Annotated in this window: 27 protein-coding genes; 1 reads left to right on the forward strand and 26 read right to left on the reverse strand. The window is 36.0% G+C overall.

The window, feature by feature from the left end:
- Positions 1-45: 45 nt before the first annotated feature.
- The 26 genes from BCR21_RS10495 to udk form a co-directional block, all read right to left on the reverse strand.
- Positions 46-1,122, reverse strand: coding sequence for a D-alanine--D-alanine ligase (locus BCR21_RS10495; protein WP_069646405.1), 1,077 nt, complete (start codon positions 1,120-1,122; stop codon positions 46-48).
- 617 nt (positions 1,123-1,739) lie between these two features.
- Positions 1,740-2,189 carry a YaiI/YqxD family protein gene (locus BCR21_RS10500; protein WP_069646406.1) on the reverse strand — a complete coding sequence of 150 codons (450 nt, stop codon included), beginning with the start codon at positions 2,187-2,189 and terminating at the stop codon, positions 1,740-1,742.
- 29 nt (positions 2,190-2,218) lie between these two features.
- On the reverse strand, positions 2,219-3,229 hold the full coding sequence (locus tag BCR21_RS10505; RefSeq protein WP_069646407.1) for a DNA topoisomerase IV subunit B family protein: 1,011 nt from the start codon (positions 3,227-3,229) through the stop codon (positions 2,219-2,221).
- Between the two features lie 198 nt (positions 3,230-3,427).
- Positions 3,428-4,438: a sugar kinase gene (locus BCR21_RS10510; protein ID WP_069646408.1), complete on the reverse strand. Its 1,011-nt coding sequence runs from the start codon at positions 4,436-4,438 to the stop codon at positions 3,428-3,430.
- 133 nt (positions 4,439-4,571) lie between these two features.
- Complete coding sequence (dagF, locus tag BCR21_RS10515) at positions 4,572-5,312, reverse strand: 2-dehydro-3-deoxy-phosphogluconate aldolase (RefSeq protein WP_069646409.1); 741 nt, start codon at positions 5,310-5,312, stop codon at positions 4,572-4,574.
- A gap of 14 nt (positions 5,313-5,326) precedes the next feature.
- A complete protein-coding gene (locus BCR21_RS10520; protein ID WP_069646410.1) occupies positions 5,327-6,421 on the reverse strand; it encodes a DgaE family pyridoxal phosphate-dependent ammonia lyase in 1,095 nt (364 codons plus the stop codon).
- Entirely contained in the window at positions 6,411-7,520 is a 1,110-nt protein-coding gene (locus BCR21_RS10525; RefSeq protein WP_069646411.1) for an amidohydrolase/deacetylase family metallohydrolase, read from the reverse strand. Before BCR21_RS10525 ends, BCR21_RS10520 begins: the two co-directional genes overlap by 11 nt.
- 7 nt (positions 7,521-7,527) lie before the next feature.
- Positions 7,528-8,616 carry a DUF871 domain-containing protein gene (locus tag BCR21_RS10530; protein ID WP_069646412.1) on the reverse strand — a complete coding sequence of 363 codons (1,089 nt, stop codon included), beginning with the start codon at positions 8,614-8,616 and terminating at the stop codon, positions 7,528-7,530.
- Between the two features lie 5 nt (positions 8,617-8,621).
- The gene (locus tag BCR21_RS16675; RefSeq protein WP_084013294.1) at positions 8,622-8,873 is read right to left on the reverse strand and encodes a hypothetical protein; all 252 of its coding nucleotides are present in this window, start codon (positions 8,871-8,873) and stop codon (positions 8,622-8,624) included.
- A gap of 57 nt (positions 8,874-8,930) precedes the next feature.
- Positions 8,931-10,250, reverse strand: a complete 1,320-nt coding sequence (locus tag BCR21_RS10535) for a PTS sugar transporter subunit IIC (protein WP_069646413.1) — start codon at positions 10,248-10,250, stop codon at positions 8,931-8,933.
- Between the two features lie 123 nt (positions 10,251-10,373).
- A complete protein-coding gene (locus BCR21_RS10540) occupies positions 10,374-11,039 on the reverse strand; it encodes a DUF4310 family protein (protein WP_069646414.1) in 666 nt (221 codons plus the stop codon).
- A gap of 25 nt (positions 11,040-11,064) precedes the next feature.
- Entirely contained in the window at positions 11,065-11,847 is a 783-nt protein-coding gene (locus tag BCR21_RS10545) for a DUF4311 domain-containing protein (protein ID WP_069646415.1), read from the reverse strand.
- On the reverse strand, positions 11,848-12,222 hold the full coding sequence (locus tag BCR21_RS10550; protein ID WP_069646416.1) for a DUF4312 family protein: 375 nt from the start codon (positions 12,220-12,222) through the stop codon (positions 11,848-11,850).
- A gap of 27 nt (positions 12,223-12,249) precedes the next feature.
- A complete protein-coding gene (locus BCR21_RS10555; RefSeq protein WP_010762575.1) occupies positions 12,250-12,603 on the reverse strand; it encodes a glycine-rich SFCGS family protein in 354 nt (117 codons plus the stop codon).
- 58 nt (positions 12,604-12,661) lie between these two features.
- Entirely contained in the window at positions 12,662-13,000 is a 339-nt protein-coding gene (locus BCR21_RS10560) for a PRD domain-containing protein (protein ID WP_069646417.1), read from the reverse strand.
- A gap of 5 nt (positions 13,001-13,005) precedes the next feature.
- Positions 13,006-14,874, reverse strand: coding sequence for a BglG family transcription antiterminator (locus tag BCR21_RS10565; protein WP_069646418.1), 1,869 nt, complete (start codon positions 14,872-14,874; stop codon positions 13,006-13,008).
- Positions 14,875-15,431: 557 nt separating this feature from the next.
- Positions 15,432-16,406: a Gfo/Idh/MocA family protein gene (locus BCR21_RS10570; RefSeq protein WP_069646419.1), complete on the reverse strand. Its 975-nt coding sequence runs from the start codon at positions 16,404-16,406 to the stop codon at positions 15,432-15,434.
- Between the two features lie 267 nt (positions 16,407-16,673).
- The gene (locus BCR21_RS10575) at positions 16,674-17,015 is read right to left on the reverse strand and encodes a type II toxin-antitoxin system PemK/MazF family toxin (protein WP_069646420.1); all 342 of its coding nucleotides are present in this window, start codon (positions 17,013-17,015) and stop codon (positions 16,674-16,676) included.
- Positions 17,016-17,540: 525 nt separating this feature from the next.
- A complete protein-coding gene (locus BCR21_RS10580; protein ID WP_069646421.1) occupies positions 17,541-19,019 on the reverse strand; it encodes a PASTA domain-containing protein in 1,479 nt (492 codons plus the stop codon).
- Positions 19,012-19,686 carry an ABC transporter ATP-binding protein gene (locus BCR21_RS10585; RefSeq protein ID WP_069646422.1) on the reverse strand — a complete coding sequence of 225 codons (675 nt, stop codon included), beginning with the start codon at positions 19,684-19,686 and terminating at the stop codon, positions 19,012-19,014. Before BCR21_RS10585 ends, BCR21_RS10580 begins: the two co-directional genes overlap by 8 nt.
- A gap of 12 nt (positions 19,687-19,698) precedes the next feature.
- A complete protein-coding gene (locus BCR21_RS10590) occupies positions 19,699-21,183 on the reverse strand; it encodes an ABC transporter permease (protein ID WP_069646423.1) in 1,485 nt (494 codons plus the stop codon).
- 99 nt (positions 21,184-21,282) lie between these two features.
- Entirely contained in the window at positions 21,283-21,909 is a 627-nt protein-coding gene (locus tag BCR21_RS10595) for an ATP-binding cassette domain-containing protein (protein WP_240488089.1), read from the reverse strand.
- 47 nt (positions 21,910-21,956) lie between these two features.
- Positions 21,957-23,300, reverse strand: coding sequence for an ABC transporter permease family protein (locus BCR21_RS10600; protein ID WP_069646425.1), 1,344 nt, complete (start codon positions 23,298-23,300; stop codon positions 21,957-21,959).
- Positions 23,301-23,356: 56 nt separating this feature from the next.
- Positions 23,357-24,454: a sensor histidine kinase gene (locus BCR21_RS10605; protein ID WP_069646426.1), complete on the reverse strand. Its 1,098-nt coding sequence runs from the start codon at positions 24,452-24,454 to the stop codon at positions 23,357-23,359.
- Positions 24,445-25,113: a response regulator transcription factor gene (locus tag BCR21_RS10610; protein ID WP_069646427.1), complete on the reverse strand. Its 669-nt coding sequence runs from the start codon at positions 25,111-25,113 to the stop codon at positions 24,445-24,447. The genes BCR21_RS10605 and BCR21_RS10610 overlap by 10 nt, the downstream gene beginning before the upstream one ends.
- Before the next feature lie 177 nt (positions 25,114-25,290).
- Positions 25,291-25,920 carry a uridine kinase gene (udk, locus tag BCR21_RS10615; protein ID WP_069646428.1) on the reverse strand — a complete coding sequence of 210 codons (630 nt, stop codon included), beginning with the start codon at positions 25,918-25,920 and terminating at the stop codon, positions 25,291-25,293.
- 144 nt (positions 25,921-26,064) lie between these two features.
- Between udk and BCR21_RS10620 the strand changes: the two genes are divergently transcribed.
- Positions 26,065-26,517 (forward strand): GNAT family N-acetyltransferase, encoded by a 453-nt coding sequence (locus BCR21_RS10620; protein ID WP_069646429.1) that lies wholly within the window; start codon positions 26,065-26,067, stop codon positions 26,515-26,517.
- Positions 26,518-26,527: the final 10 nt, after the last annotated feature.

Consider the following 26,527-nt stretch of genomic DNA (forward strand, 5'->3'; position numbering starts at 1 on the left):
TGAAACAAAACTTCTAGCGTTTTGCCTCCTCCCTTTTTTGACGTCTTATCTTTCGTAAAAACTTTGTCTTTGTTTGAAACGATTTAAGGCTAATTGAATCAATTCTTCGATCAAATCGCTGTATTTCAACCCCATATTTTCCCATAATAGTGGGTACATGCTAAATTCGGTAAAACCAGGCATCGTATTTAGCTCATTTAAGAATAACTCATTTTTACTAGTCAGGAAGAAATCGCATCGACTTAACCCACTACCATCTAAAATAGTATAAGCTTTTTTAGCAAATTCCTGTGCTTTTTGATGCACTTCATCTGGCACTTCAGCTGGAATTTGCATCGTGATTTGATTGTCGATATATTTAGAATTGTAATCATAAAAATCAACATCCTTGACGATCTCACCTGGCAAGGTTGTTCGAACATCTTCATTACCTAAAATTGCGACCTCAATCTCACGAGCCTCGATTCCTTGCTCAACGATCGCTCTAGAATCATAACGGTACGCTTCTTCCAAAGCATTTTGTAATTCTTCACGATTTTCAGCTTTGCTGATCCCTACACTTGAGCCCATATTAGCTGGTTTGACAAATACTGGATAAATCAATGAACCTTCACATTGCTCAAAGACTTTTTTAGGATTTTCTTTCCAATCACTTCTTAGAACAGGAACAAATGGTACTTGTGGAATCCCAGCTGTTTGCAGTAGATATTTTGTCATGATTTTATCCATTGCATTTGCACTTGCTAGCACACCAGCACCAACATAAGGCATACCGATTGTTTCTAAAAAACCTTGGATCGTGCCATCTTCACCGTTTGGTCCATGTAATACTGGGAAAACGATCGTATCTTCTTCTTGGATTTCACAAGGTAAAATCACACGGCCTGTGAATTCTCCCCATTTATCCTTGTCTCCATCTTCAGACCAAGTTAGTTTCAGAACATCTTGACTCTCTGGCTTTTCTGATAAAAGAGGTCCTTTTACCCATTCACCATTTTTGCTGATAAAAACCAATTGAACTTGGTAATAGTTATAGTAGATCGCATTTAAAACGGAATAGGCAGACAATATAGAAACATCATGTTCCTCACTTCTCCCACCATATAGCAATGTAATCTTCAAATGCTTTTCCTCCTAATTTTTAAAGCTGAAAGAGCTCATTTAGCCTTGAAAGGAAAATATGAAAAAATGACTGAGCTGTTTTTTGTCTCATTCATTTTTTATCTTTTTCCCCAAGAGGCTAGCTCTTAAAGCTAGATAATTTTTAAAGCTGAACAGGCTCGCCAAGCTCTGACTGAAAAATAGGAAAATTTGAAGGTGGTGCTTTTCGCCACTATCAGATTTTATCTTTTTTCCGAAGAGCTAGCCTGTGAAGCTAGATAACTTTTAAAGCTGAACAGGCTCGCCAAGCTCTGACTGAAAAATAGGAAAATTTGAAGGTGGCGCTTTTCGCCACTATCAGATTTTATCTTTTTTTCCGAAGAGCTAGCCTGTGAAGCTAGATAACTTTTAACGTTTAATCGACTTATTTAGATTCAAATATCATTATTGTTGAGTCCAATAAATAAATTCAAAATAGCTCCTTCATATTTTAGCATAAAAGCGCTAGTCCGAATAGAAACAAATCACGAAATCAGGGAAAAAAATTTTATTACCGTTCTTTCAAATGAGAGGAGTATATTTATTTACTTGGCTGGATAAGAAAATAAGACATTCATTTGAGGATGCCTTATTTTCTACTATCGTATATTATCATCGATCAACGTAACGAGATTTTCTTTAAATTTTTCACGATCCGCTTGTGTAAAAGCCTTTGGACCTTTCGTACGGCCACCGCTTTTTCGAACCTTCGCACTAAAATAACGTTGTTCCAGCAACCCGTCCATATTTTCTCCAGTATATTCATAACCTAATTGATGCAAAACTCGAACGCCTTTAGGCAGAACCAATGAAGCTAACCCGTAATCTTGTGTCACTAGAACATCATCTGTTTTAATCAACTGAACAATCTTATAATCTGCTGCATCAGCCCCTTTATCTACGTAGACAAAAGAAACATTTTTAGGATATTCTTTCAATGAATAATGATCGATGCTCGTCACAATCACAACTTCGATCGAATAAGCTAGTGCAACCTCAATTGCCGTATCTTTTACTGGTGAACCATCACCGTCAATAAAAATTCTCATAAGTGCACCTTTCAATAATGATCAATCTTTTAATTTAAGTACCAAGCCGGATGCCGTTTTAAAAAGGTAGAAACTTCAGTAAAAACGGCTTCCTTCACAATTTTATATAGCTCAGGATTTCTAATTTTCTTTTTGATTGCCCCAGTATATCTAGGACGTTTGACTCTGATGGAAAGCACAACATCAAAGCGTTCTGGAAAATTATCGATCGTTAAATACTTCAAACGGTTCGTTTCTTCAAGAAACTGATTAATTGCATCCACCGTTCCTTGAATAAATCCATCAAGATGTGTCCCGCCATCAGAAGGTAGGTGTCCGTTGACAAAACTATCTTTGATACTGGTGGAGCCGTTTTTTGAGATAACTGCTTGAATCGAGACACCTTCACTTATAGTATTGATGATCAAAGGCTGGCCACTCCTCGTGATACTGTCGTCTTTTTGAAAAATATATTCGACAAGTCCTTGTTCATAATGAAAATAATTTTTCTGTTTTTTTCCGTCGGTCAATGAAATGGTCAATCCGCTATTCAACATTGCCAACGCTTGACAACGGTTGAATAAAATAAAATAAGATAAAGGCTTATCGCCAAATAATAGCGCATCAGGTGTAAAAGCAAGTTCGATCCTTTGTCCTTCATCTTCTGACGGAATCAACGCTTTTTTGTTTAACTGTCCATTTTGATAAATTTGAATCGTCCGCTTGCCTAATTTTTCTATCCCAAAACCTAATTGCTCCGACAATGCGTTGACTACAGATAGAAAAAGATACGGCGGTGTATACTGTTCTTCTGGAATTTTATCTAAAAATAATCCTTTTTTACTGAAAAAAGAAAAAATAAATTGATTATCTGAAAGTTCGATCGAAAGCTCTGCCTGTTTTAAATCAACCGCTAATTGCAATAACTGATCAAGCACTTGCAAGACCATACTTTCCAAGCCAGTCGGACCAATCCCGCCAATGTACATACTTGGTCGTTTTCGAATACTATCTTTCAAAACATCATCATCTAGTGCTTTCCAAATATTTTCATTGGTCATGTCGATCTCCTCCTGTAAACAGACTTTTCTATATAAAAATAACGTATAAAATAATAGCTCCGCTTCCTTAGCATACCAATTTATCTTCGCCACGTAAATGGTTTCGCTAAATTCCTTGCCTCTCTCCATTATAATGAAAAAAAGACTAGAACGAAAGTAGTATAAACACATTTACACTATTTCATTCTAATCTTCCCTTTAACGAATCAGATCAACTGTTGGTTGTTCCATGATATGTCGAACTTGTTTTCTTGTTGTTAGCGGCACATCACCTTGAATCGTATGAGCTAGAACACCATTGGCAGTAGCAAACTCGACTGTTTCCGATAATGACCATGCTTCACTTACGCCAAGTAAAACACCTGCAGCATAACCATCTCCAGCACCAATCCGATCTAAGTTAATGATCTCTTTTGGTACTGCTTGTACATAGTTTTCTGAATCAAATAGAAAACCCGTCAAATAATGTTTGCTTCCTTCACCTTGACGAATCGTTCCAGCAAAATGTTCAATCTGGTATTTCGTCATAAATCGTTGAACTAATGCTTCAAATTGTTTCGAAGCATTCAACGTTTTATCAAGTTGCATTCCTAACAAATCAGTCAAATCCCGTTGACTGCCAAAAACCAAGTCACAATACGGTAACATTTTTTCGTATTGTTCCTTCATAAATGAAACTCCATGCTCTTCATTTAAACTTGGGCGAAAATTAAAGTCAAAACAAACTTTTTTTCCTAAAGAATGTGCCTTTTCTGCTAACATAAATGCAGACTCGCGCGTTTCTTCAGTCAAACTTAATGATATTCCGCAAATATGAACTAAATCAACTTCAGCTAAAAATGCATCAAAATCATAACTAGAAGCCCCACTCACACCAAATGAACTATTTCGGCGATTTTGATAGGTTACCTGAGTCGGTCTTGGCCCAAATCCCATTTCTGCAAAATAAGAACCAATATGATCTCCAGATACGCCGATCCAGCGATCTTGAATACCTAATTGGCGAACACTTGCTTTAGCGGCTTCACCTAAACGATTATCAGGAAGATTCGTCAGTAAGCTTGTTTGACAACCAAAATGAGCGAGATTACTTAAAATATTGACACCTGTTCCTGTAAAATCTAAACGTAATTCTTTGGTTTGTTCTAGCATTAGATATTCTGGTGGGGTCAAACGCATCATTATTTCACCAAAAGCTGCAATTTTCATTCTGATCCCTGCCTATTTCTAGCTTCACGAGCTAACTCTTCGGAAAAAAGATAAAATCTGATAGTGGCGAAAAGCACCACCTTCATATTTTCCTGTTTTTCTGTCAGAGTTGGACGAGCTCGCTCAGCTTTTATTATTTCAAGCTGTTTTTCATCATACCTAGTAATGTTTTCACATCTTCTGATCGTGTATCGCCTGTTGCTGAATCGATGATGGAGCTGTACACGTGAGGAATAATCTTCTTCACTCCTGCATCCACTGCGATCTGTACGATTTCTTCAAAGTTTTCTAAATCGATTCCGCCTGTTGGTTCTAAATAGAAATCGTATTTGGCACAAGCTTCTGCGACTGCTTTGTATTCTTCGATGTGTGCTAAGCCTTTCATTGGGAAGAACTTGATCGAGCTGCCGCCCATATCTTGTAATAAACGGATGGCTGTTTCGATCGTTACTTCTCCTAATGGAGCTTGTGAGCTTAATGGACCTGTTGCGATATTCACGATACCGACTTTGCCTGTTGGTGAGACTAAACCGTTCACGATCGTTTCGTTTTGCCCTAGTAACGCGCGTGATGTACCCACACCTGTGAAAACTTGGTTGACATGTTGAGGTTGTAAGTCTTTTGAAATTCTTGAAACCATTTGGCTTTGGTTAGGATCACCTGCGCCTAAACCTACTGATAAAGCGTTGTTGGTAGCTGCTGAATATTTTTTCATATCTTCGACTGCCGCTTCGTCTGTTGGGTAGTTTTTAGATAATACACCTAAAACAATATGGCCTTCAGCGGCTTCATAACAGTCTTTCGCATTTTCTACTGAGTTAGCTAAGACGTTTAGGCAAATACGGTTTTCTAGATAGTTTGGTGTTAAAGTCATGATTTTTCTCTCCCTTAGTTCATAATTTCTTGTAATCTTTTAGTAATCTTGTTCATTTCATCTTCATTGACTGAACGAATATCGAATTCGATGATCCCGTTATTGGCTTGGTATTCTCGAGTGTAGATTGCTGGACTTTCAGCCCTTAGTTCTTTGATGACTTCTTTGGCAGATTTTGTGCCGTTTACTTTGATACTGGCACGATAAATATCTCTACCTGCGCCATCTTGAACAATTTTGGCTTCGATGTTTTCAATTTGGTTCAATCCTTCAATAAATGGTGTTAAGCGAGCTTGCATTGACGTGCCGGATTCACTGCCGTTTTTTACATAATCTTCAACTGCTTGGGTGAATCCTAGAATGTTGTCTTTACCGATTTTCATTGCACGTCCGATCCCTTTACCTTGGAGGCGAATCCATTCGATGTATTCTTTTTTACCAATTACAAGTCCTGCGCTTGGCCCTTCTATAGCTTTTGCTCCGCTATAAATTACTAGATCTGCGCCCGCTTCGATGTACTTGAATAAATCTTCTTCCGCTGCCGCATCCACGATCAATGGTAGATTGTGTTTTTGTGCGATCATTGCGGCTTCTTCCACACTTAACATACTTTTCTGAACGGTGTGATGACTTTTAATATAAAGAATAGCAGCTGTTTGATCCGTAATCATCATTTCAATGTGTTCTGGTGTACACATATTAGCATAACCAGCTTCAACAACTTGTCCTCCGCCTTGCTCCACCATCACTTCAACAGGTGTGCCATAATCTACATTATGCCCTTTTGGCAGGACGATTTCACGTTTCGTGATTTTATCTGTATATGGATGATAGGCATGATAAACTGAGCCTTCACCGATTAGAGCTGCGACACTTTGCGCGATCCCAGCTGATGCAGAAGACACAACTTGAGCATCTTCGACCTTCAATAATTTACCTAAATAAGCACCAGTTTGAATACTTAGTTCGCTCATTTCAAAGAAATGTTCCCCACCAAATTTTTGAGCGGCTAAGACATTTTCTGAGACTTTTGATACGCCTAAAATCGTCATTCTACCTGAGGCATTGATGACTTCTTTTAGATTGAATTTTTGGTAACTAATTGTCATAAACTGTTCCTCCAATAATGGTTTTTACAGGTTTGATCAATTCTTTTGCTTCTCTAGTGAACCCATTTGAATCAGTCAATGTTTTCTGAACTGCTTCAATCGTAAAGATCGTGATATCACCATCATATCCTTCTTTTAGATGTCCTTTTGTGTCAAAATTGAAATTTTCAGCTGGAGTAGCTGTAACTTTCTCAATAATCTCAGGCCATTCATAGCCTACGACGCGAAGTTTCTCCATAGTAGTCGCTAAATCATGGACCGGCCCATTTTCACGGTTACGGATATAAATATCTGTACTGATCGAAGTTGCTTTCATCCCTTCATTTAAGGCAGTTTCTGCAACATGAAAATTAAAACTATCTGTCCCATGACCGATATCAAACACAATTCCTTTATCATAGGCTGTCCAGACAAAGTCTTTGATTTGATCTGTTTCTTTATTTAAGATTCCGTTAGGTTTGCCATTGAAACAATGAGTTAAGACATCCCCTTTTGACATATGTGCTAAAATTTCATCTAGTTCAGGCGGTGCAGAACCAATATGCACCATCAACGGTAAATTGTTGTTTTCTTTTTGAATCTTCTTAGCCATTTCTAAAGGTGTGATACCATTGTCTCCGATCACTGTTTTGCTCATACGAGCTTTGATTCCGACAACAAAATCAGGTAATTCAGCCAAGGCCTTATGAACTAGTTCTTCTTTGACTTTACTTAAATCAGCCAACTCATCTTGTTCAACAATACCCCATTTTGAAATATTCACTAAAGCATAGACATTGGTTTTCGCTTGTTTGGCTAAATCATAAAATTCATGGATATTTTCTGCACCCGTAGTGCCAGCATCGATTACTGTTGTTACGCCTTTTTTGACACCAATTTCGTCTGGAAAATCGTAGTATAAAGTCATCTTTTCAAAACAGTGAACATGATCGTCGATCCATCCAGCTGATACATAAGTGCCTATCTCTAACTCGATCAGCTCTTTGCTGTCTGCTTCGATTTTATCTGCAACTTTGGCAATTTTCCCAGCGTCGATCGCTATTTCTATTGGTTTTCCTTCAATGGTTTGCCCATTTTTTATGATCAAGTCGTAACTCATTTTATCCCTACTTTTCTTTAAATCTAAATTTTGTCCAGGGTTTTACAAAATCCAACAACAACAATTCTTTCTCTGTTATTTGCCCCACTTTATTTTTACGGTCATCTGAATGTGGCTGTAAAACAATTTGCAGCTCATTTTTGTATTTCCCAAATGCATCATTACCAATCACAACATCACCAATTTCAAACGTTTGTGTATTGTCATGTGCCGGATTGGCATCGTTTTTGTATTTTTTACGAACTTCGGTTGAACGAACCACCTGGTCAGTGATATCGCCACGGCGGAAGTGCTGTTCGGTCAAAGTAATTTCTTTTTCAACCTTAGTTACATCCTTTGTAAATTCTACTACTAATTCTAATTGATAACGATTTAAGCTGCCAAGTAGCTCTAATTCCTCATCTGATGCATACGCATTTCCAATGATTACATCATCAATCAATCCTGTTGCAAATAAATGTTTTGTTTGAATATCCACTGGCAAATGTCTATGCATTTCCAGTGTAGGTAAGCCATCGTTCACATCCCAAGGACCGATCGTTCCCGCTTGAGAATTGATAAATGCCGCTGTACGAATTCCATGTCTTTTGAAACGAACACTACAACGCTCAAAGAAATCATAAGGCAGTGCTGTGCCTTCTTGCGGATAAAAGTTATGACACCCATAAAGAAACGGAACATTCGCTTCATAGGTCAAAATATTATCAAGATAGGCCACATCATTACTCATATTCAACTCAATTGCTAAATCAAATGGATTAAACGTCAGCTTTGCCTCTTTATTTCCATCAAATCCAGCATCTAAACGAATCCCATCAGCACCAGTCTCATAAAAGAAGGTCAGGTCATCATACGAAATTTGCAACTCATCAAAAATATTCGGTGCAACATCTAAAATCGTTTCATAACCTAAATTTTTTGCGAACGCAATCAACGATTTGAATTTTTCTTTTACAACTTCTTTGCCTTCCGTTACTTCCAACATACTCATAAAGATTCGTGAAAATCCACATTCACTGGCTTTTTTTAGATAAGCTTTATCTTTTTCTATATCACTATGATCTGGATAAACAGATACACCTAATGCTCTTTTCATTCCTTTTACCCTCGCTTTATATGGTCGAATTTATTTCTATATTTCCAAGAGATAACTGAGCTACAGAAAATAGTGACGGTTCCTACTATAAATATAGGTTGTTTAACTAAAATTCCAATGACAATCGAAATAAAAATCAACCCAATTGAAGCAATACATAAATGTAACAACCGTAAATCAGTATATTTTTCTGGCAACCAGTTTCTTTCAATCACTACTTGACTAAGAATAAAAAATACGATGAACCAAATTAACATGACCTTAATCACCAAAGAGGGCAGTAACGTTACTACCCTCCCTCTCTTTTTTCTTACTTATGCTGCTGCTTTCGCTTTCTTTTCAGCCGCTAATTCTTCTGCTTCTTTGTCTAACTGTTGTTTTTCGTATACTTTGAAGAACGGGTAGTAGATCGCCAAAGTAATCGCGAAATTGACACAGACAAGAAGTGCCGCTGGAACACTCCAGTTTGTACTCATCCAAGCAGCGACCGGTGCAGGTATGGCAAACGGTAGACGTGCCGCCATCATCGGAATCACATTTGTAACAGTTAAGAAGTAAGAAAATGTTGTTGTGATCAATGGCGCCACGATAAACGGAATCCCCAAAATCGGATTCATTACGATCGGTGTACCAAAAATCACAGGTTCATTAATATTGAATAATCCTGGCAAGAAGGACAAACGTCCTAAACTTTTCAAGTATGTTGATTTAGAAAACATCATTAAAACGACTAAAGCTAAGGTAGTACCCGCACCGCCGATCCAGATAAACCACTGTAAAAATTGTTCAGTGAAGATATTTGGCAAGTTATGAACAGATGCGCCTTCTTGAAAAGCAAGCGTATTTTCAGCAATTGACATATCCCAGAAAGGTCTGATAACAGGTCCCATAATTGCTGGCCCGTGAATCCCTAATACCCAGAAGAAACAAATCAAGAAGACGGTAAGGAGCCCGCCAAACAAGCTGTTTCCTGCTAATGTATCTTTTAGTGGCATCAATAATGTACTCAAGAAACCATTTAAATCAAAACCAATAACATGACGAATCACCCAAAATAGTAATAAAATCACAGCGCCTGGAATCAACGCGATAAAGGAATTAGATACTTCTGGTGGAACACCGTCTGGCATTTTAATTGTAATATTCTTTTGGATAAAGAAACGATAAATTTCAACAGAAACAAGCGCTGTAACGATTGCACCAAACAACGAAGCAGAACCGATATTAGCCAAATTGATATAACGTCCAGCTCCAATAACATCTTTGACATCTTCAAAAACCCGTGTTGGAGGCGCCGCTGTTACCAAAAAGGCCATAACAGCTAAGATCCCGCATGTTAAAGAGTCCAACTTATAACTCGTCGCCAAAGAAGAAGCAATCCCAAAGGTTGCATACAAAGCTAAAATCCCCATCGTATATCGTGATGGAATATCCAAAACTGCCTGATAAGGCTCAATAAACTTCATATAAGCATCGATCGGGATATTCTGAAATACTGTAAAAAAAGCACCCACGATCGTCAAGGGCATCGTTGCAATAAGTCCCTTTCTAATCGCCGTCATATGTCTTTGAGAGCCAAATTTATTGGCGATCGGCATCAATTTTACTTCCATCCACTGCACAAAACCATTCATTTCTTTTGTCCTCCGTTCAAAAAATTAGTATGAATAAAAAATCAAATTATTTCCCATTCATAATAACATGGTAACATTATAATGTAAACGGTTTTTAAAAGAAAAGTGCAACTTCAATCGACTTTAACTAGGTAAATCAACCGGGAATATTGCACCAAAGATCATCGCTCCTAAAATCGCGCCACCTGCAATTGGTTTTTTCCATACATAGAAAATCACAGCACCAATAATTGAACCAATACCGATCGGAGCTGAAGCACCGCAAGCACTGATAATAATCAATGGTCCTAAGAAACGACCGGAAGCATTCCCAGCCCCCATCATCACATCTGCACCAAATGTAGAATTTGATTGATTAATTGTAAACTTACGAATCATCACAATAATCCCACCGATAACTACTCCAAGAAGCATACCTGTTAATAATGAAATACTAAAGTTTGTAAGCGGTGCTTCAATTCCCATACTCAAAAGAATTGCAGGAACGCCAATACCGACCCCCGTTAAGATTGCTCCACCAATATCTAATATTCCAACCAGTGAACCTTCCAAAATTCGAGCAAATAAGAAACTAGCCCCAAAGGCTGCAGCAGCACCATAAGAACCGCCATCCATTCCAGCTTTCAACATTGCAACGATTGCCACTTCATTAAACGCCCCAACGCCATAAACAAAATACATATGCGTTCCAGCAAAAACACCTGCTGACAACAATCCAACTAAAATCGGGAATGACCAATCAGCAAACCAAAAATTCTTTTTTCCTTCTAATTCCAATGTTTCTTCCATTATAGTTCCCTCTCTTTCTCTTTAATTATTTACCAATGCTGAAGACATCGTGCATGTTTTCCAGCCAACCAGGAATTTGTAAACGGAAGCTTTCGATCATTTGCAAATCGAATCCGCGGAAAAAGGCACTTAATACAAATAATAGAATAACTGCTGCCATCATACTTTTCGTTACTTTATTCCAGCCGTTTTCATCGACTCCTTTACCGATTAAAATACCTAAAACAACACCAGGAACAGCATTGCCCATGATCATTGTTGCCAGACCACCAAAAATCGTTGCCCAAAGACCAGATCGTTTTCCAGCATCAATTGCTGCTAACCAGAATAAAACAGGCATTACTGTGTTGATTAAAAGATTCGCCGCTGGTACTAAAACTGCAACTGCTGTTACTTGCAACGATTCTGGAATTGCAGATGCTGTTGTATTTAAGAAAGCGACGACCAACATCCCGATAATTGTACCTGAAATACCCATTTTCTTAGGATTATGCATCGTTTCTGCAATATTTTTATTTTTTACTAACAAAGCCGCGGCTGCCCAGTTGGGAATAACACGATGATCCACATCTTGTGTAAATGCTCCAGCTCCAACTGTTGATGCCCAAGCATTAAAGAAGAAACCTAATCCAAATGAAAAATGACTAGCCGCATCTCCTTCACATGCATTCATCTCACCTAATGTTCTAAAAGCACCCAAACCTTGCGTACTTGGTGCATGAAACATTCTTGCAGCACCTGCTCCTGCTGCAAATCCAACTAATCCCCCAATCAATAACGACTTGAGTAAAACAACTAAAACATCCATCTAATTTGCCTCCTTATGCATTCTTTTTTTCTTTCCAAAAGGGATAGGAAGACCATTAGGATCAGCAACTCTTTTTTCTACAAACGGGATCGTTTCCATCTCGATCAGTGTAATCTCAACTTCAACATCCAGCAGTACGCGATAATCCGCACGTGTACGAGGTAAAAAGAAAAATAAAAAGCGTTCCGTGAATGTTTCTTGTTCTGCTCTTACAATTTTAATATCCAATGGTTCAATTCGGACGATCACATCATCTTTTTCCTTTAATACACGATTATGGATTTGATTCAGCGCATTGGCGAAAGCCAGATTTTTTTCTTTCCCTGTTCCTTCGACCTGAATGACCTGACGCTTTTTAATTGTTACTTTTTCCATTTGGTTTTCCCCCTCCAGTTTTATTGCTTAGGCGTTCTTTTTCAAATACGCTTCCACTATACGTTTCCCTAATTCTTCTTGATCCATAAACCCAAAACCTAAAACTGTTTTCCCATCATTGATTGCCGTTACACCTTCGTCGATTGAGCGCATACCATGACGTTCTGGATAACCGTATTTTGTGGCAGCGGTTAAGGCTCCTGCACCGCCGCTTCCGCAAAATGAAATGCCTAAATCTGCATTTTCTTGTTGCATTACGTCTCCTAAACGCATATCTGCACCCATACCTGGAACAACAACGGCTTTGCCACCTGCTGCCTCTACCCCTTTTGCAACATTTTGACCTTTACCTAAGCGATCTGCGATTACTACTGTTATCATAATTTATTCCTCCATTTTTTTATTTATGTACTGATGGTCCATACATCAATTTTTCTTACTAGACTTCATTTTGTCTTGCTGCTTCAAAGTGAATTGATAATACATACATTTCATCTTGCGGTAGATTTCCAATATGCTGAACAACTTTATCAGCAATCGTTAATGCTTCTTTTGATACTTCTTCAAACATTACTGGATCAACACCGGACATTTTTTCTCCAGCGATCGAGCGTTTAATCATTTCATTGACGTGATTGATCAAGATTGTCAATTGTAATTCAGTTGGTTGAATCCCTTGTTCCTCCAACAACCCACTGGTTTGCTCGAGTGCCGCTTCCAACGCGACTTTATTCGGACTTTCGTCAATGATTTTTTGAGCATCTTTATTTAACTTCACGCTTATTACTCCTCTCTTATATAATTCAATAAAGCAGTAATTTCTGCTTGATTAACCATTAGATCATTTTTAGCAAAAATCCGTTCAATTTGTTCCACTAATTCTTGCTGAGCCAACAATGTTTCTTTCACGATATTGCCTTCATTCTCATATTGACTGTTAAATGTGATTCGATGAACCATCAGCATCACATGAAGCAAAAATGCTTCTTTATATTCTTGCGTCAATTTTTCAGCGAATGCTTTCAGTAATTCTTCATAGATCACATAAGTACGTACAAGAATATCTCGACTTTCCGCTTCGATCCCTTGTTTTTCCTTAACTTGTTGACGTGGGATCAAACGTGGAACTTTACCTGTTTTAGTGTGCGTCAAAATTTTATTGACTTCTTCTTGGATACTGTGAATATCTGCTTCTGTAGGTAGCGGATTCACTTTAACAAAAGGACGATTAACGATTTCGATCGGAAAAATACTCAAAACCAAATCTGGATTTTTTTCTTCTATTACATCCACAGCATTTAAAACGGAAGCAAATCCAGCAATTTCAACATTTGAAACCTCTTCTAGAATTTTTTGTTCAATCAAACTTGTCACACCTAGACCTGTTGAACACACATATACGATCCTCACGACATTGACTTCATGGAGATTTTTTTCATAAGCCACCAAAAAGTGCAAGGCGATATAGGCGATAAACGAATCATTGATCAATAATGCCGATCCTACGATATCACTTTGACTGGCGAGTTGAATTGCTGAAAATAATTGCGGATATTTCGCCTTGATATCATCAACAAAAGGATTATATTCATTTATAAAAAGGTGCTTCTTTGTTAAACGTAAGGATAAATGAGCAAAAAGATTCGTAAATAGCTGACGATCTCTATAAAAAGGAAAATTGATTTCTTCTGATACATCTTTGATCAGCTCTTCTGTCAATCCGACGATATCTTGTTGATTATTGGCAACAAACACGTCACTGTAAATATAGAAATATTCATCTGCTAAAAGTGGTAACTCATAATGATCAAAGACTTTTTTCATCAATAAAAACGGTAATTCTTGCTTTTGCTGTAGTACTTTTTGATTCGTCAGCATTTTATAACCGCCAACTGTATGATGGAGTTGCATTCTTGAAGCTGCAATTGCCACTCTTAACGTGATCGAAAGAATTTCAGCATAATTAAATTGATCGAACAAAGACGGATCTAAAAGACCTGTCATTTCCTTTAAGGCAACTTGATAAATTTTTTGAAAAATCGTATTGACGCCAACATGAACTTCCTGCATTTTTTTCTGCTGGCCTGATTGGACAAAATAACTCATGATCTGGTAAATATCATATTCAGTTATTTCTTTTTGTGTGATGTATTCCATCAACAATCGGATTTTACTTTCTTCACCAATGATCGAAAATCCCTGACGACTTTGGCGATTAAGTATCAAACCATACGTTTGGATCAATTCCTCTACACGATCTAAATCGCTGATGATCGTATTTCTACTGACTTGTAAATTCTCTGCTAATTCCTGGGAAGTTAAACATTTAGAGGCTAATAATAAGCGGAAAATCAATTGATTTACTCGCAGCTCCTGATCCGGATAGGTTTCGAATCGTTCCACTTCAATAATTTCATTTTTCAAGGTCAATCGTTCTGAATCGGGTATCTCTAGCCAAATTCCTTTATTGCGTCGCGTCTGAAGCAAAACGTTTTGCTCTTTGAACCAATCACGTACATTTTCTAAATCATATTTGATTGTCCGCACGCTAACATGGAAGGTTTCTGCTAATTCTTTTGTTGTAACGCTGTCTTCTAAATCTAAAAGCAATAACAAGATTTTTATTTCCCGTTTTGATAAGTGCAATGACATATACTCACCAACTTTCTTTCCTTACACTTGAACTATAGCGTGATTTTTATTGCATAACAACACAAAAAAGTTGCACTTACACAAGTGCAACTTTCTTAGTATACTATTTTATTTAGAAATTTTGTATTCTAAAAATCGTTATTTTATAAAACACTCTGTAAGAATTCCAAGCATACATACAAGGTTTATCACTATTTTTTCTTAGTGCAATAAAAATTATCCATTATTGAATTCTTATTGCACCAACTAGTGAAACAAACTAATAAACAGTTTAATATAACAGTACGACGGATTTAATGTTACGCTTCAATTCAAAACAAAAAAGAAGACCGAAGTCTTCTTTTTTGCCACAGTATTTATAAAAATAAATAGATAACATCTTCTCCACAAAAATATTTATCCGACACGCCTACATCCGGTAGGTATGATTTAACATATGTGCCTCTGTTGTTTTGTCAATCACTAGCCGTCAAAACGGAACAGCCGAAGCTATCTGATTGAGTCAACTCGTCGCATGAGGATAACTTTAACATAGATGCGCTCTGATTGCAATATCTTTATGAGTTAGCATCCTCTTCCAGCCACTCAGTATAGAAGTGATCCACCAAGCTTACAGTATCCACTGTCATTTTTTTGGTCATAATAGGACTTTCTAACAAATGGTTTTGCAGACATTCATTGACATGCTCCACTTCAAAAATAAATTCACTGTCAAACTCACCTGATAGTATCTCTTGCCTGCCATCTTCATAATAAATCGTTGCTTGCCTAGTTTTCCAGAAATACGGAATTTCTATTCGCCCCAGTTCACCATAAATTGTCATCTTACTTGGAATATCTACTTTCACAGAGGTAAAAATAGTGCCTAGTGCTTGATTTTGAAACTTCAAAGAAAGATTTACCTGATCATCTGTTTCACCTTTTCGCCTTGTAGAGTTGCCATGATATTCGACAATTGGTTGATCCAGAATAAATTGCATGTATTGTAACGGATAGCTACCTGAACCATGCAGTGTTCCACCTCCTGCATCTAATGAATGAAACCAACTAATATGATCGACATTAGGATACGAAGTCACTGATTGCAACCAGTGTACTTCGCCAATTTTATTTTGTTGAATCGCCTTTTTCACTTGTAAACTGATTGGTAAAAAAACAGATTTTTGTGCTTCCATCAAGAAACAGCCATTTTTTTCTGCCATGTCAAATAATTCTTCTGCTTGAGCTAATTTCAGAGTAAATGGCTTTTCAACCAAAACATGTTTCTTATATGTCAACGCCATTTTAGCTGCTTCATAATGGCCTTTATTATAGGTAGCCACATAGACAATATCGATTTCCTCGTCCTTACATAATTCTTCATAACTACCATAAGCTTTGGGAATATTCAATTCTTCTGCCATCTTCGCAGCTTTTTCAAAAGTACGTGATGCGATTGCTACCGCCTCCCCTACAGTACTTTTTCTGATTCCTTCTACAAACCGAGGAACAATTTGAGCTGTACTTAAAATGCCATAACGAACTTTCTTCATCCCTTATCAACTCCTTTGACTCTACTATAGCGATTAATTCTAAAAACTTCAAAAGAATTCTTTTCGAGTACAGCCATACTACCTGAATAAGGAGACTAAAATTAGAGCCTAAAACAAAAACCATTTTCAGTTTTATTTTAGGCTCTAGTTAATCTTCAATTTTCAAAAAGCATATTCGCGAATCGTTTAGTCTGATTGTTCCCCAATCTTTTTCAATCCGTTGTTTGCGAATATTTATGTATATCTTTACCTATGTACTACTCCCACTTAACGAATGCCAATACTTACTTTCAGTGCTTGATTGACCTTCAGCATATCGTCTTCTTCTAACTGACAAATTTTGTGAAGGATTCGTTCTTTATCCAACGTTCGGATTTGTTCTAGTAATACCAATGACGGTGTCATACGATCGTCATGAGGTATATCTACCTTAACCTGTGTCGGCTGCATTTTCTTATTCACATTCCTAGTAATGGGTGCAACAATCAACGTCGGACTAAATAAGTTTCCCTTATTATTTTGAATAATCAATACCGGTCTAATTCCTCCTTGCTCCGAACCAACAACAGGTGAGAGATTTGCATAAAAGATTTCTCCCCTTCGCATCATAATACTTTATCACCCCTAATCTAACAAAAACTCTTTCGTGTAAATTATATCATGCTTTTTTAGTAAAATTTTTCAAAATTTTATACCAACCACTGAAAACTTTGATAATCTCTGTAAAAAAAGGATTTCATGAGAAAAAATCGTATAATATATTTTATTTTATAATTGTAAAATCCAACTAAACATTTCTTCATTATTTATCACATTTAATAAAAAAAAATTCTGAATTTAAATCTTATTTTATAATCAGCTCTCTATAAATTCACATAAATGTTGATTAAGACACTTATAAATTTACAGAAGCAATAAATACTAATCACTAAAATCAACCATCTATTTTCCAATTTTTATAATAATTATATCCTTTTATAAATCTTGTAATTGATTAATTAAAGGAATTTTGGTTATCCACAATCTAAACCAAAAAACAATTCTCATCAAATTCTTATTTTGTTATTTCGAAAAAAAAGAAATCAGGATAAAATACTTTCCTAATTTCTCTCTTTACCATTATTTTCTAGATTATTAAGGCATTTCTTTTGAGTCTTTTTCATTCCCAGAATCTTTTTTCGGCGTTTGATTAGATGCACCTTCTAAATTACCTAAGCTGATATCTAAAGCCACCGTGTACTCCAATGGTACATATAAATTATAAGCACTCATCCCCACAACTGTACCTTTAGGTTCTGCAGAGTTAACATACCTGATCGTGTATTGAATATTGGCTCCTTTAGATTGAAATTCGTCATAAAATTGCTTTTGTAAGTCTCCTTCTACAGTACTCCCTCTCAAGTCTTTAAGATAAGGCTGTCCAGCAGAATAGTAGACTTTTACTTTCAAATCATCTTTACTCGTTAACTGGGTTCCCGCTTCGACACTTTGAGAAATCAATTGACCATATGGAACATTACTCGTAAAGACACTTTTAGCTTGGATTGTTAATCCATCGACAGCAGTCCCTGCTTCTTCTTGTGAATAGTCAGCAAAATTAGGGACATTATAGCCTTTGCCTAACGATACCGTCACAGTTAAACTATCTTTTTTAGCAACTTTTTGATCTTTAGCAATGCTTTGAGAAATAACACTTTCTGCTGGAATATCTGCTGAACTAGCTTCTTCATAGGTCACTTTTATATCATTTGTTTTAGCCCAACTTTCAACTTCCGTCTTCATTTTTTTCGTAAAATCAGGGACAGAAATGTTTTTCTCAAAGGTTTCTTTGCCTTTAGAATAATACATATTGGCCTTATCTTTGCGTTTGTAATTTTCTTTTGTTACTTCTTTATTAACGATTTCAAAGCGGTTAGCTTTGCCTTTTTCCAAGGTATCACTGTATTCGTCGATCAAAGAAATATTTTCTGCTTTATTCTCCTTGATCCAACTTTCTACTTCTGCTTTTTTCATCGTCATAAAATCTGGCAAGGTCAATTTTTCTTCTGGATCGGCGCCTAAACTTGCTTCAACCTTTAGTTCAGCACCTTTTTTTATTTTACTACCTTTTTTTGCTTTTTGCGAAATCACTTTGTTCGCTTCTATATTTTTACTGTAGCTTTGATCTACTTTTAACTTGACTTTATTTTCAGTTGCCCAAGTCCGTGCTTCAGCTAAATCTTTTCCTGCAAAATCAGGGAGTGCGACATGTGTCATTTGGTAATAACCAAAATATAGGATACAAAGTGCTACGAAGGTCCCTACTCCGATCAGTAAAAATTTTTGCTTCCTTTTTTTATGATAGGTCGGATCTATTTCTGTTCCATCATCTGTCTGACTTCTTCGAGTTGAAGGGATTGTTTCTTGTTCTGGTTTAGTTTCCTTTGGTTCAGACACATTAGTTGGCCCAATCTTTGGTTGTGTTTCGTTTGTCTTTTTGTCAATCGGTTCAGCTGACGACAAATTTTCCGATTCCTGTTTTATCGGTTCAGTTTTATCAGAGTCGTCCCGCGTCTTTTTTTCTTTTGTATTATCATAATTTGATTTATTGAAATTAGATAAAAAATCACTCATTCAGCATCAACTCACCTTGCTTAAGAAAATAGGTTTTATCAGATTGTTTCGCTATTTCATTTGAATGGGTAACAACAATCACACATTTATTATGTGTTTCAGCCAAATCTTTAAAGATATCGACAATTTCCTGTTCCATTCCTTCATCTAGGTTTCCTGTCGGTTCATCAGCAAGAATAATGTCAACATTCGTTGCTAACGCTCTAGCAATTGCCACACGCTGCTGTTCCCCACCGGATAATTGACCAACCAGACGATCTGCTTTAGCCTTATTTATGCCAATATAATCCAATAAATTATAGGCTACTTCACGATTATCATCAGGCATATCATTGTCTGTAATCGACATCGCCACTAAAACATTTTCCAATGCAGTTAAATAAGGAACTAAATTGTAACTTTGAAAAATAATGCTTATATCATCTCTACGATACTTTTCTAGCCCAATTTCCTTGATGTTCTGACCCTTGTATAATACTTCACCTGATTTAGGCTCATCCAATGCACTGATTAAAGAAAGAAATGTTGTTTTACCTGAACCGGATTGACCTAAAATCGTATAAAATTGCCCTTGTTCAAAATTAATCGATGTATCGTGTAGAATCATTCGCCGTTTGTCTCCATCTTGGTAAAAATAGCTCACGTTTTTTGCTTGTAAAATTGTCATATTGGTTTCCTCCTACATCATGATTTTCTTTGGATTCAACCGTAAGACATAAGTCAAAGGTAAAACCGCAGATAAAAGTACTGTGCTTAATCCTGCAATCAAGAAAGTCACGATATAACTAATTGAAAATTTCACTTCATAAGCATTTGAAACATCTTCCGTTGTTAATGTTGGTGTATTCATTCCGCCACTAACCATCATCGCGCCACCTTGGCTTGCTGCATCACTCGTTTGCGAGAATGCATCACTGGCAATCAAAGATTCCGAGACCATTTTCCCAAGAATATTCCCCGTAACTAAAGATAAACACATAGCAACTAAACTGATAAGCAACAATTCAATCAGAATCTGTTGCATTACTTTCGCTCTTGTTTCTCCCAATGATAGATAAATTCCTAGTTCATGCTTACGATCCCGCAAGAACAGGATAACCACTAATGAAATGATCAATAATGTTGCTCCAATAGCTAGAAGTACTACATAACCAGAAATTTGAGACATTTTTTTGAAGGTTCCGCCCACTTGATCATACTGATCACTTGAAGCAGTTAATTTATATCCATCCGGAACTACTGATTTCGATTCTTCTTTGAAAGCTTCAATGTCTTCTGGAGATTTTAGTACATATACAGGAGTGATCTGATTCATATCTTCAACTGACATAGCTGTACCGTCAGCTTTTTTATAGCGATCAGGGATTAATTCTTTTCCTTTTTCAAATTCTACTTTGTTAATATTCATAACAGCATCATTTGGCATGTATATCGTATTAAATTGCTCTGTTTCCATGAATTGCTCTTGTATACCGCCTTTTTGATCTTTTCCATCCGATTTTTTCTTTTCAACACTTGTAGGTTCAAATATACCAATAATCTCGACTGGATGATCTTGAGACGCTAACTCTTCTGTCGATCCATCTTGTTTATAATCCATAACTGAGCTATCTAAAACTACCTTGTCTCCAACATTAAACCCATTTGCTTCTGCAAATTTCTTTGAGATGATCGCAACATCTTTTCCATTGTTGATTTCCTCTTGTTTAAACGTTCGGCCTTCAACTAAGTTCACTTTTTTATCTTTAAAATCCAATGGTTCTAGCAAATTATTGCCTTTAAGAGTCACGCTTTTTGGCATACCGCCAATCGTCGTAGCATTTTCCATTTCATAAGTTTTGATTTTTTTTACAAAAAGAGTTGTCTTCACGTTGTAATCAAATTCTTTTACATATGTAGACTTACCTAATTTTTTAACCTCATCTACCTTTAACGCTGTTGGTGAAAAAGATTGACCTTCTTCCATCATCTTCTCATAGTCCATTTCAACACTAACAGTGGCACCTAAATCATGTTTGATTTTCTTTTCGACATTTGCTGTGGATTTCTGAATAGCAATTGATCCTGCAATAACATTACCTAATATAAAAATAACTGCAAATAAAATAACTGATTTCCCTTTTCTTCTTACAACACTGCACAGTGCTCGATTCCAATAATTCATATATTCTTCCTTCCTACTTAAAAAACAATGAAAAATCAGCTTAGCTAGATATCATTACACTATTCAGTCAAATCAATAAAAACAATTGAGTTGTATCCGCTAAAGCTGATTTTCTATATTGTCTTTGATAAATGATAGCTTCCCACCATTCAATCCCCACAATTCGTCAACATATTCAGCAATCGCTTTTGATTGTGAGCTGATAACGACACATTTATTTTCATTTTTTGCATATATACGTATGTACTCCATGATCATTTCTAATGAAAGTTCACTTAATGACGCAGCAGGTTCATCAATCAAAACGATTTCGGGATCATTAATTATTGCTTTTGCCAAATATACCCGCTGCTGATTAGAAACAGCTATTTTTTTGATTTTTTGGTTTGCTACCTTTTCGTCAATTCCTACTTTTTTCAGTGCTTCGTAAAAATAGCTATTTCCTTTTGTAACAGTGTTTGACATACAAAGTTTTAGTGTCGTCAAAGCTGTCTCATTTGAAAGAACATTGTAGTGTTGAAAAACAGTGCCTATTTCTTGCCTACGATAATTGTCTCGATCTATATCCTCAAGGTTTTGGTTTTTAAAAAGAATTGCGCCTGAATCAACGGTATCTAAGCCTGCAATTAGCGCTAGCAAGGTGGTTTTTCCTGCTCCCTGTTTTCCTAAAATCCCATAAACTTTCCCCAGCGAAAAGTCGATCGTTATATCATTTAAAACAGTCACATCGTTCTTCTTATTCGTATATACTATATTTTTAAGAGAGAGAATCATCACTCGTCTAAGTTCCTTTCTAACAAAAAATCAATTGGTTTAAATTTAAAAAGTTTATAGATATCAATGGAAATGATCGTAATCAAGAATAAGCTGGTCATTCCAAGTATAGTGATAAAAGAATGAGCATTCATCAACATAGGAATAGATAATATGGATTCATTTTGTTCGCTAGCCATTAGACTAGATAACTGATCAATATTTCCCATCAGTCGTTTTTGATTTACTAATTGCCAATCAGCGATTGGTTGCACGAACCCTTTTGCAATCACGGATGCTAAACTAAAACTAACACATGTAACGATAACCAACTCAGTCACTCGACTTTTGATTATTTGCTGTTTCGTTATTCCAAGATTGCGCAACACATAAAGCTCTGTTTGACTTTTTCTAAACTTCCGAACTGAAAATAATGCCAACCAAAAGTTACCGAAAATCAAGAAACCTAACAGAATCGTTCCTGCCAATGTTCTTACTCCATTAACTGGACTTAAAATAAAATTCATTTTTGCTTCATTTGTTATCACTTGATAATCACTTGGCAAACCTTTTGCTTTCATCTCGCTTAAAAATTTATCAAAATCATCCATACTTTTTAGTTCATACGATACGCTGTTATGACCTGAATAATCAAAATTTTTTATACTATTCAGTGTTTCCCAATTCGTAAAAATATCATTCCCTTGATAACTCATGAACAGACTGCCTTCATCGGATGATTGAACTTGTTCTTTAGGTTGATACATTCCAGCAACAACCAATGTTTGTTTCTCAGTATCTTGATTTCCTGTTAAAGCCACTTCAATCGAATCGCCTATTTTAAGCTGATTTAGCTGAGCAAACGCACTACTGACAAAGCATTCATTCTGTTTTAGGTCCGTGCTTCCTCCGTTGATTTCCATCCCACTATCTGCGAGCATGTTTACAAATGTCTCTGGTTCTGCCCCTATCCAATAAGTTATTGTTTGACCATAATTAGTTTTGGTACTCTCATTTTTTTGGAACTGATCTGAACTAGGGATTCCGACTGGTTTTAATGTTTCAAATGAAATCGGAACATTGCCAATCATTTCTATTCCAGTTACATATTTAGACTCTCCAAATTTGATATACTGTTCTTTTGTTAGTTTTTCTTCATGCATTGAATTACTTAAATCTGGTTCTAGAATCGTTACTACAGTCATAAACTTTTTGCTATAATTTTTTGTAAATAATTTAGCAGAAGTATATATGGTATTTGTCACCATTGTCCCTAAAATCAAAAGAAACAACATGATACCGACTAGTAAATAATTCCAAATGTGTCTTCTAAGATTTAAGAAAGCATGTTTAAAGACGAACATGTTCTTGCTCTCCCCTTCCTTGATACTACAATACCAAATCAATTGTTAACTGAATGTTAACTTTCAATGATTTGTGGAAATGATAGATAAAAAGTTGAACCTTGATTTTTTTTACTTTCAACATAAACAAAGCCCTGACATAAGTCACAAACATGAGACACCACTGATAATCCAATACCGTAACCATCTTGTTTGAGCCCATTTATTCGATAATTATGATTAAAAATAGTTGCATGAACTTCAGGATCAATCCCTTTTCCATGATCTTTGATTTCAACAATAACACTGCCTTTTTTATTATTAACAGCAACTTCTATAGGCTTGCCATTACCATATTTGATTGCATTATCCACTAAATTTGATACCGCTCGATAGATCCAGCGGTTTTTACCTATGATCAATGTCGACTTGATTTCATCAAAAGAAAAGGTAAGCTGTGGGTAACTTTTGCGATATGTATCGCACACTTCTGCACAGATCAATGAAACATCAACTTGTTCACTCATCACCTCTTCCGTACTGTTTGAAAGAGTTAAAATATCATCGATACTATCCGTCAGACGATCTAGAATATGCAGATTACCCGTTTCGTTTTGCTCTAGTTCTAAATTAGCTCGTAAAATCGCAATGGCATTTTTCTGTTCATGAGTAAGATAACTACTTAGTCTTTTATAATCATCTAAATTCCCATCAAATTTATCTTTTAGTTGTTTAAATGCTTTAGCAACAGATTTATCTTCAACTTTATCTTCTGAAAATTTTTCTAGAAACTGTAAATCATGGATGATCGAAACCATTTGCTTCGTATAAATCCGCCGTAAAACAAACCATAGTGTCATAGTCAGCACTAAAATGGCTGAACACACTGCTAAAATAATCATTGGCAAATACTTGGATAAACTATTTAAATAAATATCATCAAGCGTTTGCGTACTAACTAATTCAGATGCTTTAAGTTCAATACTTGTTATCGGTTTTTCTTGAGCAATTGTTGAATTTACATCATTCACAACATATACAGCTGAACCGATTGACTGACCTATCTGGAGTGAACGCCAGTTATTTTTCACTGCAAAAAAACCACCACTGATAATCAAAATAACAAAAAAAGCAAAGGTTAATACGGTCAAACTAATTTTAAAATTTACTCGCATAATTGATATCCTTTCGCCCGAATAGTTTTAAGTAACTCTTTTCCTGATGCTTGGGCAAGTTGTTTTTTTAAGCGGGCAATATGAACACGCAAAACAGAAGAAAATGGATCAAAGTTTTCGTCATAAACATGTTCAGCTATCATTTCTGTAGAAACTACCGCTGGATGTTGTTGAGCAATACATAACAAAATATCGAATTCTTTTGGTTTTAACACGACTTCTGTTTCCCCATAACGAACAAAACGCTTCACAGGATCGATCATTAACTGATTGATTTGGATATGAGGCGATGTCCGACCATGGAAACGCCGAATAACCGCACGAATGCGGGCAACTAATTCCAATAATTCAAAAGGTTTGACTAAATAATCATCTGCGCCAAAGTCAAGTCCCTTGGCTCTTTCTTCGATTTCGTCCCTAGCTGTAGTAATGATAATAGGAGTGCCAATGTTCGAATCTCTTAAAAAATTCAAAATAGATAATCCATCTTTATCTGGTAAATTCAAGTCTAATAAAATAGCGTCATAGTTATTTACATAGGCCTTTTCTTCTCCTTCAAGCCCAGAAAATGCTAGATCTACTAAAAATTTTTCTCGTTCTAAACCCTTTTGAACTGATAGTGCCAGTTCACGATTATCCTCAATAATTAAAATTCTCATCCAATAGGTTCCTCTCTACGATAACTGATATGCCCGTCAATAGTTATCTCATAAGATACTATACCTATGAATGATTTGTCTATATTTCATTTTTTCAATTAAAATAAAATAACAAAAAATAAGCAATTGTATTTGAGATTCTTCAATACAATTGCTTATTTTTTATTTTCCATCTATTTATACTTCATTTAAAATACTTGCCACTTTTGTCGTAATCAAATCAATAGCTACATGATTTTCTCCGCCTTCTGGAACAATCACATCTGCATAACGTTTCGTGGGCTCAATAAACTGATGATACATTGGCTTTACCACATTCAGATATTGTTCAATAACAGAATCGAGAGTTCTTCCTCGCTCTTCCATATCACGTTTGATTCTACGAATGATGCGGATATCATCATCTGTGTCCACATATAATTTAATATCCATCAACTCTCGTAAACGGATATCTTCTAAAATCAGAATACCTTCTAAAATAATAACCTCTTTTGGTTCTTGAATAATAATGTCTGAACTTCTTGTATGTGCAACATAATCATACACGGGTTTTTCAATTGTTTGATAGCTTATTAATTGTTGCAAATGCTCGATTAACAAATCCGTATCAAAAGCAAACGGATGATCATAATTCGTTGTTAATCTTTCTTCAAAACTCAAATGGCTTTGATCTTTATAATAAGAATCTTGTTCCAACATCATGATCGAATGATTAGGAAAATGATTGAAAATCGCCCGACTGACACTGGTCTTTCCACTACCGGAACCACCAGTAACACCAATCACGATTGGTTGAGTATTTTTCATTCAACGAAACCTCTCTCTTGTATGTAATAGTCATGTTAACCTTTTTCTATTATAATAGAAACGAGCAAGAATGCTACAATTTTATCTATTTATTTTTTAAATCTGTCGATTTTTTTACAGATCCACTAGAAGGGAGTTAATAGTATGAGGATTAATGAAATTCAAGAACTTCAAACAGCACACTATGATTTATTATTATCAGCTGATCCAGATAAGTCTTTGATAGAAGAGTATGTAAAACGTGGCTTATGTTTTGAAGCTATTTTCAGCGAAACGATTGTCGGTATTTTAGTCTTGCTACCCACTCGTCCTGAAACCCTAGAAATCGTCAACATCGCTGTCTCTGAAAAATTGCAAAAAAAGGGGTTTGGTGAAAAATTAATTCAATTTGCATTAGCTCATGCTAAAAACAATCGATATAAAACAGTAGAAATCGGTACTGGAAGTACTAGCTTTGGACAACTATATCTCTATCAAAAATGTGGCTTTCGTATGACAAATATTGATCGTGATTTTTTCCTACGTCACTATGAAAAAGAAATTATCGAAAATAAACTTGTTTTGAAAGATATGGTGCGATTGAGCATTGATGTGTAAATAGTAAAAA

This window comes from Enterococcus ureasiticus, from assembly GCF_001730285.1.
GTDB classification, from domain to species: Bacteria; Bacillota; Bacilli; order Lactobacillales; family Enterococcaceae; genus Enterococcus_L; species Enterococcus_L ureasiticus.

Coding starts and splice junctions, on each gene's coding strand:
- BCR21_RS10610 (WP_069646427.1), bottom strand. CDS start 25,113: ATGAGAATTTTAATTATTGAGGATAATCGTGAACTGGCACTATCAGTT.
- BCR21_RS10505 (WP_069646407.1), bottom strand. CDS start 3,229: ATGACCAATGAAAATATTTGGAAAGCACTAGATGATGATGTTTTGAAA.
- BCR21_RS10525 (WP_069646411.1), bottom strand. CDS start 7,520: ATGAGTTACGACTTGATCATAAAAAATGGGCAAACCATTGAAGGAAAA.
- dagF (WP_069646409.1), bottom strand. CDS start 5,312: ATGACTTTAACACCAAACTATCTAGAAAACCGTATTTGCCTAAACGTC.
- BCR21_RS10545 (WP_069646415.1), bottom strand. CDS start 11,847: ATGGATGTTTTAGTTGTTTTACTCAAGTCGTTATTGATTGGGGGATTA.
- BCR21_RS10500 (WP_069646406.1), bottom strand. CDS start 2,189: ATGAGAATTTTTATTGACGGTGATGGTTCACCAGTAAAAGATACGGCA.
- BCR21_RS10580 (WP_069646421.1), bottom strand. CDS start 19,019: ATGAGTGATTTTTTATCTAATTTCAATAAATCAAATTATGATAATACA.
- udk (WP_069646428.1), bottom strand. CDS start 25,920: ATGAAAAATACTCAACCAATCGTGATTGGTGTTACTGGTGGTTCCGGT.
- BCR21_RS10510 (WP_069646408.1), bottom strand. CDS start 4,438: ATGAAAATTGCAGCTTTTGGTGAAATAATGATGCGTTTGACCCCACCA.
- BCR21_RS10575 (WP_069646420.1), bottom strand. CDS start 17,015: ATGATGCGAAGGGGAGAAATCTTTTATGCAAATCTCTCACCTGTTGTT.
- BCR21_RS10520 (WP_069646410.1), bottom strand. CDS start 6,421: ATGACAATTAGTTACCAAAAATTCAATCTAAAAGAAGTCATCAATGCC.
- BCR21_RS10530 (WP_069646412.1), bottom strand. CDS start 8,616: ATGAAAAGAGCATTAGGTGTATCTGTTTATCCAGATCATAGTGATATA.
- BCR21_RS10620 (WP_069646429.1), top strand. CDS start 26,065: ATGAGGATTAATGAAATTCAAGAACTTCAAACAGCACACTATGATTTA.
- BCR21_RS10535 (WP_069646413.1), bottom strand. CDS start 10,250: ATGAATGGTTTTGTGCAGTGGATGGAAGTAAAATTGATGCCGATCGCC.
- BCR21_RS10605 (WP_069646426.1), bottom strand. CDS start 24,454: ATGCGAGTAAATTTTAAAATTAGTTTGACCGTATTAACCTTTGCTTTT.
- BCR21_RS10550 (WP_069646416.1), bottom strand. CDS start 12,222: ATGGAAAAAGTAACAATTAAAAAGCGTCAGGTCATTCAGGTCGAAGGA.
- BCR21_RS10590 (WP_069646423.1), bottom strand. CDS start 21,183: ATGAATTATTGGAATCGAGCACTGTGCAGTGTTGTAAGAAGAAAAGGG.
- BCR21_RS10555 (WP_010762575.1), bottom strand. CDS start 12,603: ATGATAACAGTAGTAATCGCAGATCGCTTAGGTAAAGGTCAAAATGTT.
- BCR21_RS10600 (WP_069646425.1), bottom strand. CDS start 23,300: ATGTTCGTCTTTAAACATGCTTTCTTAAATCTTAGAAGACACATTTGG.
- BCR21_RS10540 (WP_069646414.1), bottom strand. CDS start 11,039: ATGGAAGAAACATTGGAATTAGAAGGAAAAAAGAATTTTTGGTTTGCT.
- BCR21_RS10565 (WP_069646418.1), bottom strand. CDS start 14,874: ATGTCATTGCACTTATCAAAACGGGAAATAAAAATCTTGTTATTGCTT.
- BCR21_RS10570 (WP_069646419.1), bottom strand. CDS start 16,406: ATGAAGAAAGTTCGTTATGGCATTTTAAGTACAGCTCAAATTGTTCCT.
- BCR21_RS10585 (WP_069646422.1), bottom strand. CDS start 19,686: ATGACAATTTTACAAGCAAAAAACGTGAGCTATTTTTACCAAGATGGA.
- BCR21_RS16675 (WP_084013294.1), bottom strand. CDS start 8,873: ATGTTAATTTGGTTCATCGTATTTTTTATTCTTAGTCAAGTAGTGATT.